The sequence below is a fragment of the Sulfitobacter sp. genome, assembly GCF_036960155.1.
In the GTDB taxonomy this organism is placed as follows: domain Bacteria; phylum Pseudomonadota; class Alphaproteobacteria; order Rhodobacterales; family Rhodobacteraceae; genus Sulfitobacter.
Genome location: NZ_JBALWB010000001.1, coordinates 457,314 through 469,711 on the forward strand (window position 1 = coordinate 457,314; position 12,398 = coordinate 469,711).

General features: G+C 52.3%; 10 protein-coding genes and 2 pseudogenes. 6 read left to right on the forward strand and 6 right to left on the reverse strand.

The features are described 5' to 3' along the window. The first annotated feature begins 2 nt into the window (after positions 1-2). Positions 3-863 (forward strand): NAD(P)-dependent oxidoreductase, encoded by an 861-nt coding sequence (locus V7775_RS02220; protein ID WP_335750231.1) that lies wholly within the window; start codon positions 3-5, stop codon positions 861-863. Continuing rightward, a complete protein-coding gene (locus tag V7775_RS02225; RefSeq protein WP_335750232.1) occupies positions 856-2,364 on the forward strand; it encodes an aldehyde dehydrogenase family protein in 1,509 nt (502 codons plus the stop codon). The genes V7775_RS02220 and V7775_RS02225 overlap by 8 nt, the downstream gene beginning before the upstream one ends. Before the next feature lie 308 nt (positions 2,365-2,672). Here the strand turns inward: V7775_RS02225 and V7775_RS02230 are convergent, their stop codons facing one another. Together V7775_RS02230 and V7775_RS02235 are read right to left on the reverse strand one after the other, a co-directional pair. After that, on the reverse strand, positions 2,673-4,304 hold the full coding sequence (locus V7775_RS02230) for an arylsulfatase (RefSeq protein ID WP_335750233.1): 1,632 nt from the start codon (positions 4,302-4,304) through the stop codon (positions 2,673-2,675). Between the two features lie 34 nt (positions 4,305-4,338). Further along, positions 4,339-5,160, reverse strand: a complete 822-nt coding sequence (locus V7775_RS02235) for a TauD/TfdA dioxygenase family protein (RefSeq protein ID WP_335750234.1) — start codon at positions 5,158-5,160, stop codon at positions 4,339-4,341. A gap of 90 nt (positions 5,161-5,250) precedes the next feature. Between V7775_RS02235 and V7775_RS02240 the strand changes: the two genes are divergently transcribed. Further along, positions 5,251-6,189 (forward strand): LysR family transcriptional regulator, encoded by a 939-nt coding sequence (locus tag V7775_RS02240; RefSeq protein ID WP_335750235.1) that lies wholly within the window; start codon positions 5,251-5,253, stop codon positions 6,187-6,189. 201 nt (positions 6,190-6,390) lie between these two features. On the opposite strand, the gene V7775_RS24680 is transcribed toward V7775_RS02240, so the two are convergent. After that, entirely contained in the window at positions 6,391-6,666 is a 276-nt protein-coding gene (locus V7775_RS24680) for a MarR family winged helix-turn-helix transcriptional regulator (protein WP_443070091.1), read from the reverse strand. Positions 6,667-6,731: 65 nt separating this feature from the next. On the opposite strand from V7775_RS24680, the gene V7775_RS02245 reads away from it, so the two are divergent. Next, on the forward strand, positions 6,732-7,145 hold the full coding sequence (locus tag V7775_RS02245; protein ID WP_335750236.1) for a LysR substrate-binding domain-containing protein: 414 nt from the start codon (positions 6,732-6,734) through the stop codon (positions 7,143-7,145). Between the two features lie 542 nt (positions 7,146-7,687). Here the strand turns inward: V7775_RS02245 and V7775_RS02250 are convergent. Continuing rightward, positions 7,688-8,113 carry a DUF4345 family protein gene (locus V7775_RS02250; RefSeq protein WP_335750237.1) on the reverse strand — a complete coding sequence of 142 codons (426 nt, stop codon included), beginning with the start codon at positions 8,111-8,113 and terminating at the stop codon, positions 7,688-7,690. Between the two features lie 128 nt (positions 8,114-8,241). Here V7775_RS02250 and V7775_RS02255 point away from each other — a divergent pair, with 128 nt between their 5' ends. Continuing rightward, on the forward strand, positions 8,242-8,862 hold the full coding sequence (locus V7775_RS02255; RefSeq protein WP_335750238.1) for a TetR/AcrR family transcriptional regulator: 621 nt from the start codon (positions 8,242-8,244) through the stop codon (positions 8,860-8,862). Positions 8,863-9,372: 510 nt separating this feature from the next. Here the strand turns inward: V7775_RS02255 and V7775_RS24685 are convergent. Further along, positions 9,373-9,940, reverse strand: a pseudogene (locus tag V7775_RS24685) (IS30 family transposase); the annotation flags it as partial. Here V7775_RS24685 and V7775_RS24690 point away from each other — a divergent pair. Next, a pseudogene (locus tag V7775_RS24690) lies at positions 9,937-11,019 on the forward strand (IS110 family transposase). The pseudogenes V7775_RS24685 and V7775_RS24690 overlap by 4 nt on opposite strands. Positions 11,020-11,427: 408 nt before the next feature. Here the strand turns inward: V7775_RS24690 and V7775_RS02275 are convergent. Then, on the reverse strand, positions 11,428-12,363 hold the full coding sequence (locus tag V7775_RS02275) for a LysR family transcriptional regulator (protein WP_335750242.1): 936 nt from the start codon (positions 12,361-12,363) through the stop codon (positions 11,428-11,430). Positions 12,364-12,398 lie beyond the last annotated feature (35 nt).

Sequence of the window (12,398 nt, forward strand, 5' to 3'; positions counted from 1 at the left end):
TAATGATAGGACTAGTAGGCTGTGGTGCGATGGGCGGCGCAATGATCGCGCGTCTTGTTGAGCAAGGACATGCAGTACAATGTTATGATGCGTTGCCAGAAGCACGCCAGAGGGCCGAAGCGAAAGGCGGTACGGTTAAAGATAATTTGAGCTCCCTCGCGGCGGCCTGCGATTTGATCATATTATCCCTGCCGCGTGCGGATATCGTGACGCAAGTCATGGCAGAATTAGGCCCCCATATAAATCCCGCCACAATTGTTTTAGATACCTCTACATCTGAGCCTGCGACAACAAAAGCGTTGGCACAAACTGCAACGGCGTCCAACTATGTCTTTCTAGATGGTCCCGTCAGCGGAGGCCCTCTTGGTGCAAGAAGCGGCACTATGACAATGGTCATGGGCGGTTCCCAAGAAGCTATTGATACAATTAGACCAATTCTCATCGACCTGACGGCCAAGATTGTTCATGTTGGGCCATCTGGGTCAGGTCATGCTGCAAAGATCGCGAATAACTTGCTCTGCGCTGCAAATCTTGTCCTTGTCAGCGAAATGGCCCGCCTTGCCGAAAACGCAGGCATTCCGTTGGACAACCTGCTGGAGGGAGTCAATGCTGGCTCCGGACGTAGTGGGGTGAGTGAAGTGAATTTCCCCAAATGGATTCTAAGCAATGGCTACGACTCCGGCTTCACTATGGGATTGATGCGCAAAGACGTTGGCCTTGCGACTAAATTAGCTGACAGCGCTGGTCTAGATCTGCCCGCTACACGCGCGATTGCCGCGATTTGGGAGGACAGCAGGTCAATGCTCGAAGACAGTGCCGATTTTAACGAGATTTACAAATACGGAGCGCCTAAAGATGTCTGAACGTGCCACTCTTTTTCAAACCCTGATGACAGACCTTAATCTTGGGAAAACGGTTCAAAGTATTATTGGGGGCGTTCTATGCGATGGTACAGGTGATCCAATCACGCTCGAAGATCCCTATACGCAAACTACGTTGGCAGTATATCCGGATTGCGGCGCTGATCTTGCGGCGCAAGCTTGTGAAGCTGCCGCTCTTGCCCAAGTGGGTTGGGCCAAAGGCACATCTGCCGCACGTCGCGGCGAGATCATGCAAGACATCGCAACAGCAGTAAAAGCCCATGTTGAACCTCTGGCCAAGATGGAGGCACTTATTGCAGGAAAACCCATTCGTGATTGCCGCGTCGAGGTCGCCAAGGTCATTGAAATGTTCCGTTATTATGCGGGCTGGGCAGACAAGTTGCACGGCGAAGTCATTCCCGTTCCCAGCGGTCATTTGAACTACACATTGCGTGAACCGCTTGGCGTTGTGTTCCAAATCACACCTTGGAACGCCCCCATTTTTACTGCTGGCTGGCAGATCGCACCCGCAATTGCGACCGGAAACGGTGTTGTAATCAAACCAAGCGAACTCACGCCTGTCACGACCGTCGCGTTGGTAAAAATAGCTGAAGATGCCGGACTGCCAAAAGGTTTGGTCAATGTCCTTTGCGGATTTGGGCCAACCACTGGACAGGCAGCCACGCAGCACAAGGCTGTGCGCAAAGTTATCTTTGTCGGTTCCCCCGAAACAGGTCGCCGTGTTGCGGTTGCCGCCGCCCAAGCGCTGAAACCTACCGTTTTGGAGCTTGGTGGTAAATCTGCCAATATCGTCTTTGGTGATGCGAATTTGAAACACGCTGCTTTGGGCGCACAAGCCGCGATTTTCTCTGGCGCTGGACAAAGTTGCGTTGCTGGATCGCGCTTGTTGGTACACAAATCGGTTCACGCAGAATTGTTGGATATGATCGCTACAGGCATGAATTCTATCAAGCTTGGTGATCCTATGGATGACACCACAGAAATTGGCCCCATTAGCAACGCACGTCAGTTTGCCCATGTCACTGGCATGATTAAGGGCGCACAGGGTGAAGGCGCTAATGTTCGCACACGGTCCGAATTGCCAAACACTGGGTTCTTTGTCCCGCCGACTATTTTGGCCGGATTAAACAATGCATCAACTGCAGCTCAAACTGAAATTTTTGGACCAGTGGCCACAGCAATCCCCTTTGAGGACGAAGAAGAAGCTATCGCTATCGCAAATGACACCAACTTTGGCCTTGCGGGTGCTGTGTGGACCGCCGATCTGGGCCGTGCGCATCGTATGTCTTCGGCAGTGCGTGCAGGGACATTTTGGATCAACAGCTACAAAGCAATCCACGTTTCATCCCCCTTTGGAGGGTCGCTCAATTCTGGGTTTGGAAGGTCCAGCGGCACCGACGCTTTGATGGAATATACCAGCCCCAAAAGTGTGTGGCTTGATAGTGGAGTCACTCCAAAGATCGCGTTTGGCTATGTGTCCTAAGATTTAACTAATTGCGGCCGTCGCGACGTTCTTGAGAGAGAGCGCTTCGGTGGCCAGTTTGCTATAGATCGAAGAAACGGCCTATATCGCCTTTCCCGATCTTGCCGCTGCCATGCTCTTGCCGTCTCCAAGCTTGATACTGATCTGACCAGAAGAACGAACGCACGTTGCCTCCAAGTGACCGCAATACAGTTACACACAGACAGTGGCCTCAGTAGTGAGCGTCGCATGATGGAATATTTGCGGCTAGCTTTGCGAGAAAAGCAGTATTTCGAACGAATTCTGTGAGTAGGAGCATGGTTCGGATGTCATCCGTCAGGGGTTTGCATCTTCCATGCCTTAAGCAGCTTTGGCAGGGCCTCGTTCCAATCCATAACCCCTACGTGGTCAGCCCAGGATTGGTACTGGCGGGTCAAGTCCCTTTCAAGCACCAGGTTGTGTCCTGCAAGATCATGCAATTCCGTGCGGTCGGTCTCAAGGTCATAAAGCTCCCATGGGCGGTCGTGCAGGCGCACCAACTTGAACTGCCCTAACCGGATCGCAGCATTGCCTTCATGTTCCCAGAAGATGGGCTGTTCGCGCTGCCAGTTCGCGCCCTGAAACAACCCAAGAAGGGACTCGCCTTGGAGCGGTTGGATCTCATGGCCCCCCACTTCGCTCTGATAGGATGCACCGGTGGCCTCAAGAATAGTCGGCAGAATATCCACAACATGGCACGCGGCATGGGCGGTGCTGCGCGGCTTGAACCCTTCGGGCCAATGCACAACCAACGGGGTCGATATGCCGCCCTCATGCACATAGTGCTTATACAGCCGGAAGGGCGCGTTCGAGACATTGGCCCAAGGCTTGTCATAGCTCTGGAACGTCTGCGCATCGCCGGGCCGCAGGCCAGTCACATTACCCATGGTTATTTGTTTACCGTCATGGGTCTGGTCGGGGTAGAACTTTGCCCATCCATCCTCGGCCATAAACTCGGCGCAGCCGCCGTTGTCGGACAAGAACATGATCATCGTGTTCTCGAACTGCCCCAACCGTTTCAGCGCGGCAACAAGGGTTCCAATAGATTGATCCATGCGGTCGACCATCGCCGCATAAGTGGCCATTTTGCTGGCCTCCCAGTCCTTGTTCTCCTCCTGTGCCCAGCCATGCACCGAGCTGTCACGCGCAGAGATGTCCCAGTTGCGTTGAAATACACCATTCCCGTTCATCGTCTCATGGCGGGCGGTGCGGATATGGTCCCACCCCTTGGCGTAGGTTCCATCATATTGCGCAATGTCTTCCGGATGGGCATGGAGCGGCCAGTGCGGTGCGGTATGGGCCAGATAAAGGAAGAACGGCTTTTCATCGCTCACGGCACCTTCGATCATGCCAATAGCCTTATCGGTAATCGCATCGGTGAAGTAGAAATCATCGGGAACAGTCTCGATCCGGCTGTCATCCTCAAGCATGTAATGCGGTGAAAAGAAATGCGTCGCTCCATCCATGATCCCGTAAAAGCGGTCAAAACCTCGCTGGCGCGGGGTTGGGTGCTCTACGTCGCCGACCCGCCAGTTGTCCATATCACGCGCCTCAAAGTCACCTGCCACATGCCATTTCCCTGACATCAATGTCGTATAGCCACTGGCACGCAGGTGTTCAGCAATAGTGGCGCTGTCATTGCGCAAAAAGCCCTGATAGGCGCTGCTACCCAAATTGGCCCCCATGTGCCCTACCCCGGCATTGTGCGGATACAGCCCCGTCAATAGCGAGGCACGAGTCGGGCAGCACCGCGCACAGTTATACATCGCCGAGAGCAGTGCTCCCCCTTGTGCAAGGGCATCAATATTCGGGGTTCGAATTTCTGATCCAGTACAACCCAGATCTGCAAAACCCATGTCATCCGCCAGAATGAGGACGACATTGGGGCGGCCCGGCTTTGCGGTAGGAGCAGTATCAGACATGGCAACCCTTCCGAGGGTGATTAAACAATTGAGGTTACGACAGCGGAACACCTTCGACAGTAACGCGGTGCATCAGTCGGCGAAAACCGTGATAGTCATTGATCGCTTTGTGCCATGTGGCGCGGTTGTCCCACATGGTGATGTCTCCGGTCTGCCACCGCACGCGGCATTGAAATTCAGGTTGCTGACAATGGGCATAGAGCATCTCCAGCAACGCATCAGACTCCGTACCACTCAGCCCCACAATGTGAGTGGTGAACACTGGATTCACAAACAATCCGCGCCTCCCGCTTAATGGGTGCGTGATGACAATGGGGTGGCGCACATCCTGAGTTGCGGCATCTGCATTTCCCAGGCGACCACTTTTGGCTGCCTCACTGTCCATCACAGCGGCGCCAAACACATGACGCGACGAATGGACTGCCGACAATCCGTCCAGAAACTGGCACATCGGCGCAGACAATGCCTCATAGGCAGCCGCCATGGACACAAATAGGGTATCGCCGCCATAAGGGGGCACTTCAATGGCATGAAGAATGGACCCCAATGCCGGTGCCTGATCATAGGAGTGGTCTGTATGCCACCCCTCGCCTACGGCTTCTGTCTGGTCCTTTTCCTTCAAAACCGTGGCGATTTCAGGATACCCCTCAACTGGCTTGAAAAATCGGTTAATGTTCACGGGGCCAAAGCTGTGGGCGAAAGCAAGCTGATCCGTTGGCCCAGCATCTTGCCCCCTCAAAACAATCACCGAATGTTTCGCGAATGCCTCGTGGATTGCCTCAAAATCAGTGTCGCGGCGAATATCCGCACCAAAAATTTCTGCGCCTAATCCACCCGTCAGTGGCAAAATCTCCATGTCATCCTCCCTGATGCTCCGCCTCGATCATAGGGCGTGTCCAAAGCACATAAAAACTGATTTAATCATCTATAAAGAGAGATTTTATAGATGATTAAATTTACGATTCGCCAACTAACCTACCTGACGCAGACCGCGCAGCAGGGCGGAATAGCCCAAGCCGCGCGGCACCTGAACGTTTCAGCAGCGGCCATTGCCTCAGCGATCGACAAGCTTGAAGCTGTAACCAAGCTGACCCTGTTTGATCGATTTCCAGCCCAAGGTATGCGTCTGACTCGCGCCGGAGAAGAGTTTTCAGCACAGGCCACGGCACTTTTGGCACAAGCCGCAGCGCTCGAACACAACGCGGCGGATTTGGTGGCGGGGCGAACTGGAACGATCCGCATCGGAACCCACCACGCATTGGCACAACAAATAATTCTACCAGCTGTCCTTGCCTTTCGCGAAAGCCATCCTGACGTTCGTATTGAGGTCGTAGAAGCTGATTATCCAAGTTTGGTAGACGCATTGGATGCCGGAGAAGTGGATGCACTGGTCGTCTTTGATCAAGGGTTCGTGTCGGCGCGCCACAATGTCGAGGGCCTCATGAAATTGCCCCCGCTTGTGCTGCTGTCCGCAACCCACGAGCTGGCGGCACAAAACCAGATTGGATTGTCTGATCTAACTGGCCTACCCTACATTGCAGTTTCGCCCACAGGTCCTGGCCCAAGTTATCTTCAAATATTGCAAGCCGCGGGCATACATCCTGAAGTGCCGTTTCAATCCCAATCACGAGAGTTGGTGCAGGCCTACGTTGGAAAAGGTCTCGGGTTCACACTAGTTGGCTTCGCGCCCAAACAGAACATTACAATCGAAGGCGACCCAGTTGTCGCAAGACCGATCAGGGAGAACATCGGTCACTACAAAGTGGTGATCGCCCGGGCACGCGGAACGACAAGTTCAGGGTTGATGAACACGTTTCTCGGGGTCTGCGAAGCGGCAATTTCAGACGGCAGCATTAGAGAAACTCAAGGAGAAGCAGATATGTGAAGCCATCATTTTGCAAGGACCAAGACCCCATCAAGTGACCCTTGCTAATTGCAGCGAACGGCAGGTTTGAGCCCACACTTCAGTTTCTCTGCAGGTGAACAAATGTCTATTCCACAACTTTTACGAGAACTCCGCGGAGATTCGGGCAAACAAAGCTGAGACCTCACTTGCGCTTAGAGGCGCTATCGCTTGGGACATTTTTTATTCCATTTTGTGAGCGACTGTCTCAGCATTCCGTAGCATAACTCTGCCTTTCGCGGTCAACTCAGAGGGCTGTCTACGGCCATGGTTTACATCGCTTCCGCGTAGAATCAGCCCCGATTTTTCTAAATTCGACAAAATGCCCTGCATGGATTGAGGCGTGATAAATGCCCTGCGGGCAAGATCGGCATTCGTAAGTCCCAGCGTCCTCTCAATATCAGCCATCACAGCGTATTGGGAGACACTCAGGCCAAGTGGCCTCAAAGCTTCGTCCATCTCTCGTCGCAAAGCGTGTTGTGCCGTCTTGCGCAGTATGTTTGCATGGCGCCTGTCCTTTTGTGATGTGCGCAAGCGCCGGTTATCTTGAAGCACACGGCATCCCACAGAAACCTGATGATCTTGCACACCACAATGTTTTGGCCTTCACAGGAAACAGCGGGCTGCACGAGAGGCGTTATCAAGACGCGGAAGGTCAGCACGACCAGGTAGGTTGGAGCGGGAAATTCAAATCAGATTCTGGAGATATACTATGTCGTGCGGCATTAGAGGCCGTCGGCATTGCTATTTTACCCATCTTCTACGTTGCCGAACATATCAAAAACCAAGAGCTGCAAGCAGTTTTGTCTGATTACGTGACACCGCCCAAACGCGCCATCTACGCAGTGTTCCAACCAACCCGTTTCCAGTCCACCCGGCAACGGTTTTTCGTGGATCATCTGGTTTCAACTTGCAAACAATTGCCGTGGGAAAGTTGAAGCAGCAACGTACAAACGTCGGGCGCATACCAGTTCGTGCATTGTGCAGCTGAGGTCGGAAATGAACCCACCTTGGACACAGCAATATACATGCTGATGATCAACGTAACACTCGCGCACATTGAAGCTCTGTCTGGTCAAGCTCCCTTTGATATGCGTCCCTCAACAGGTTGCGCAACTTCTCGACGCTTTAAGGGAAGAGGGACGCAGGCATTATCTCTCGCGCCTGATTCCAATCGATATCCTATATCCTGCATTGCTCTCGATAACTTTGGCTTCGGAAATTATCTGGTTCGGGTCGCGCCTGTCCAACATAAAAGTTGTGCGTACTGGTATTGTGTTTTCGGTAGGTGCTGCACTTTTTGACTACACCGAAAACCTTGGCATTACAGCTATGATCTTAAGTTGGCCAAACTTGTCGAGTTCTCTCGTTTATGCGATCAGCGCGCAACAATTACGAAATCATGTTTCACCGTTGCCGCTGTTTCGACAATTCTTCTCCTTGGGTTATTTGGGTGCGTCGTTCTAAAAAAGGCTGGTTGTTATCTTTGTCCCTCTCTTTCACTGGACATCGCTAACCACCATGCAAGAAGGGGGAAGCCAATCAGCTCTAATGCAAGTGATGGGGCAATTGCTGCGCTGAAGATCACACCGCTGTCCATATCACTCAACCGGAAAAGACCAGCAATTGCGATCATGAACGACAGAGTGATCAACGTTGGGCGAAATTTGCGCATCGCGAGACCACCGATCACGAACACAGCACCAACACAAAACCAAATACCACCAATGAAACGTATGTGGCTGTCTTGTGCATGAAATGTGGTAGCATCCGTGATCGAAATGAAGTCACGCGTCGTTTGCCAGCCGAGTGTTTTGATCCCACCTAAACCGACGTTGAGCCCAAGAAAGATAATGGCTACGCCGACAATCACAACAATCATGTTCAATAAATTGATCTTTTTCATTTCTATGTTCCTTGGGGGATTTCAGTTGAGCGTCTATTTTAATTAGTACGCGTTCTATAATAATACAATCTTGACAACGCAAGCATTACTTGTGACGCGTACTAAAATACTATTGGAGAAACCAACCCATGGCTAAGACCGCAGGCAGGCCGCCTCGCAGCGAGAGTGATATTTTGGAGTTTCGATCAAAGATCGCGAAACAAGCCCTTGCGATCTATCGTGCAGAAGGCTTCGGGGCGGTATCGATGCGCCGTCTTGCCAAGGAAGTCGGATGTGCCCCGATGACGATCTATGCGCATTTTGAGGGAAAACAGGATATTCTACGATATCTGTGGGCAGATGTTCTTACCGACATGTCGGGCGAAATTCAAGGAAAACTAGAACGGATCAATGTACCGGCTGAACGTTTACAGATAGCTGTGCAGACCTTTGTATCTTATTGGGTCGATCATCCCGACCATTTTCGACTCGTCTTTATGTCGAACGACGTAACGCGGTCGGACGTCAGCACATTTGTAATGGACGAAGAAACTTTGGCACACTTCCAGATGTTCTCGGATCTGCTGCATGTCGTTCTGCAAGATGACAGAAACGTCAAAGCAAGCTCCGACACACTCATATCCGGAATGATCGGCATCGCACTTTGTATCAATACGATCCGTGACTACCCTTGGACCGACGCTAGGATGATGACCGATAGATTGCTCGCGAGCATTATCTCTCCTGTCGACTTTGCGTCCTTAAGTTAGCCCCGCCTCAGTTCTTCTGCTAGAAAATCATAAACCATTCGTATGCGACGGCTTGTTGTGAGTTCCCGGTGCGCTACCAGCCAGATCGGAAAGCTGAGCGGTTAGAGGTTAGGAAGAACCTGGCGGACAGACGGGTCCTCGTCCCCGATATGAGCATCCAGAACACCTATGGCAGCGCCTTGGCGCACAAGTTCCCATATGACCAGATAACTTTCAGTCAGGAGTGGGAAAGTCGCATATGCACTGCAGCGCGCTAAACCGTTGGCAACCCCACATTGGAACCAACTGTGATAACCCTCATCATCCGAGCGAGCGGAGCAACAGAGCGTCTGCTTGTAGCAAGAATTATTAGCACGCGGCAAAAGCATAAAGATCATTGTGCGATCACTTGATTGCCTGCCTGAAGCCGTCAAAAACCACGCCCATTTTTCCGCGATAAAGGCGAGTGTTCTGGATCCCAGTGACGCCGAGATGGTAAAGCACACTCACGGGGTCAGTGCATTGATCTCATAGAGCATAGCCTGACTGGCGCTCGACAAGTGTCGCAATATAGCTGTTCTTGGAGCCGCCGATCAAGTCACCTTCCCAATGCCAAGGTTCGGCACGACCCTAGACAGATGCGGACCTTTCACTAATTGATACAGCGTTTTTAAATTGACCAAGACCATTGCGTTTGAGGCTTGCGTGTCTGGAGCGGCGGACCGTGCGTTTGGCGCGCAAGTGCTCACGCAATTCCTTCTTCAGCACGCCGCGCGCTTAAATATAAAGGCTTCGATAGATGATCTCCCTCTCGGGACATTGTTACGCAACACCCTGCCGATCAGTGCGTGTGACACCTGTTTGTGCGCCTCTGCCGGAAACGTGCGTTTGAGCCAGCCCGCAACCTGCTCGGGAGACCACTTACGCCGTAGCTTTGCTGACACTGCGTGGCCCAATGCTGGGTGGCAAGCCAGCTTGCATGGCTTAGGGCGCAGGGCACGGTTCCATGCCGCCTGATCTGTGCCGTCGCGCGATAACCCGCAGCACCACCATTGCGCCGGACCTCGCGGCTGATCGTGGAGGGAACGCGACCCAATGAAAGTTACAACAGTAGGCACAGATTTAACGAAGAACATTTTCAAGTTCATGGCATTACAGACGGCGGCGAGGTCGCATTCAATCGCGCACTACGACGTACGCAGTTATTAAAATCCTTTGAATGTCTTGATCCGTGTCTTGTTGGAATTGAGGCATGCGGTACGAGCCATCACTGGGCGAGGGAGCTGGTTTGATTGGGCCACGACGTAAAGTTGATCCCGCCCATTTAGGTGAAGCCATATGTTAAAAAGGGTAAATCTGATGCCGCCGACGCGGAAGCCATTTGTGAAGCTGTGACACGGTCGACCATGAGATTTGCCGAAACCAAGACGCCAGGTCAGCAAGCGATCCTTGCTCTGTACCGGACACAATATCTTGAGGTTCGACAGCGCACGCAAACGATCAACATGTTGCGCGCGCAGTTGGCAGAATTTGGCATCGTGTTTCCGCAAGGCATTGGGCACGCAACCCAATTTGCAAAGCGCCTATTTGAAGGTGACAGCCCCGATTTGCCTGACACCGCAGGCAACGTCGTTGCCGAACTCTGCGAACAGATCCCATTCCTACATGGGAAGATCGCAAACTACACTCATGAGTTGACGCAGGTGGCGAACCGCGAACATCGCGTCGCTCTTTTGCAAACGATCCCTAGAATAGGGTCTATCACGGCGTCCGCCATCGTGGCCACAATTGGCACTGACAAAAAGTTCGGGTCGCGATTTTGCTGCGTCGTGTTGAAAGCACGCCTTTGGTGTGACGCTGGGCCTCGCACCTCTAAATAGCTCCTGTGGTGGTAAAGAGAAGTTGGGACGCATCTCGACCCCTCTCATGGTTTGCAGGCAAACTATGAGAGGGCAGTGGATGGGGGACAGGTATATTCGACGATTACTCGTCATCGGCATGATGTCTCGAATGCGCCAAATCACCAAAAAACCTGAGCGATGTGACCCATGGTTCGCAGAGATCATGGCCCAAAAGCCGGGTAAAGTAGCTGCCGTCGCAATGACCAATGAAGTGATGGAAATTTTGTCGACCCTAAAACCAAGACACACCGTGCTTTGTCCTGAACACATGTTGTAAGATATGCAGAATGGGACTTGGTTTGTGGAAAACATGCACGAGAGGCAGGGCTGGCGGCCAAGTGATCCGCGCAAACAGGCCGGACACAAGACCACATCTGACAAACATAAATCACATCAGAAATGTCTTACTAAACAGGAGCCATCCACACAGGACAAAGCGACTCTGTGCCGCCTAATGCGGCATTGACCGCTTTCTAAGCTGCACATGGGTCGTGAAAGTCTTTAATCCCGAAAAATGGATTTTTGCCGCAGTCGGATACCATGAGCACTTATCCAAGGTGGAAGGCATCACAAAAAACGGTTTCGCTCATTCGGCCTCCTTGAGAATACAGAGTTCTGTTATTGCAAAACTGTCGGGCACTCACTGAGTTAAAGTACATTACCTCAGGGGCCCCAAGCGTCCTACCTACTCTATAATCCCCCTGCTTTCAGTTAGAAGATTTTCATTTTTGGAAAAGGGGCTAAGTTCTGTTGCGAGGTGCTGCCAGATCGTTTCACGTCGCTCTGTTTGTGTTGTGCGCAGACGGACCATCTTGATGTCCAGAGTTTGTGCGGGCAAAGCATCGTCAAGTCGGACCAGATCCCCCCGTGACAGAGACTGCGAGACCAATGACAAAGGCAACCATGCTATCCCAATAGCGCTCAACGCCAGTTGCAACATGGCAAGTGTTAAAGCCGTTTCTGCTATGGGCAGGGTCGCGGCCCCGATGGGCAGCCGAGGGCCAATCATTTGGGTGAAAACCTGCCCCAGAAAAACGTCAGCAGGGTAGGCAATAATCGGGATAGCAGCACAAGAAGCTTTGTCGCACAGCGAAGGCGCGCACACCGGAATTAAACAATCCTCACCAAGATCTACTGACTCGAAAGCCCTGCTAATTTCCGTTTCAGGTTCCTGGGGAAGTGCATACATGATCGCAAGATCAACTTCCTTGGAAAGCAGTTGCATCAAACAATCATCCTGATTGCCCGAGTGAACGCGAACAGACAATTCGCCATCTCTTGTCGCCGCGCGCACAATCCGAGGAGAGATGGTCGTTGTCAGGGCGTGCTGGCAAACAAAGGTCAACGGCTTACCTCTCTGGCTACTTGCGGTCTTCAGCATATGACCCAGCTTGTGTAGCCTCGCGCTTAATTCCCGCATCTCTGGTTCAAGTGTTTGAACACCAGGCATCAGCGTGACCGGCTTGCGGCGGCGATCGAAAAGGGTCGTGCCGATGCTGTCTTCAATTGTGCGTACCCGACGTGTGAATGCGGATTGAGTGATCCCTCGCTTTTCCGCGGCTTGTGCAAGAGAGCCACAGTCGAGAACCGCCAAGATATCATCAATCCATTCAAGTCTCATGGTCCGTACGTCCTTTCTACAGCACTAAATTGCAA

Excerpts from the sequence above, each read along its gene's own strand:
- V7775_RS02220 (WP_335750231.1), top strand. The coding sequence starts at position 3 with ATGATAGGACTAGTAGGCTGTGGTGCGATGGGCGGCGCAATGATCGCG.
- V7775_RS02225 (WP_335750232.1), top strand. The coding sequence starts at position 856 with ATGTCTGAACGTGCCACTCTTTTTCAAACCCTGATGACAGACCTTAAT.
- V7775_RS02230 (WP_335750233.1), bottom strand. The coding sequence starts at position 4,304 with ATGTCTGATACTGCTCCTACCGCAAAGCCGGGCCGCCCCAATGTCGTC.
- V7775_RS02235 (WP_335750234.1), bottom strand. The coding sequence starts at position 5,160 with ATGGAGATTTTGCCACTGACGGGTGGATTAGGCGCAGAAATTTTTGGT.
- V7775_RS02240 (WP_335750235.1), top strand. The coding sequence starts at position 5,251 with ATGATTAAATTTACGATTCGCCAACTAACCTACCTGACGCAGACCGCG.
- V7775_RS24680 (WP_443070091.1), bottom strand. The coding sequence starts at position 6,666 with ATGGACGAAGCTTTGAGGCCACTTGGCCTGAGTGTCTCCCAATACGCT.
- V7775_RS02245 (WP_335750236.1), top strand. The coding sequence starts at position 6,732 with ATGTGCGCAAGCGCCGGTTATCTTGAAGCACACGGCATCCCACAGAAA.
- V7775_RS02250 (WP_335750237.1), bottom strand. The coding sequence starts at position 8,113 with ATGAAAAAGATCAATTTATTGAACATGATTGTTGTGATTGTCGGCGTA.
- V7775_RS02255 (WP_335750238.1), top strand. The coding sequence starts at position 8,242 with ATGGCTAAGACCGCAGGCAGGCCGCCTCGCAGCGAGAGTGATATTTTG.
- V7775_RS02275 (WP_335750242.1), bottom strand. The coding sequence starts at position 12,363 with ATGAGACTTGAATGGATTGATGATATCTTGGCGGTTCTCGACTGTGGC.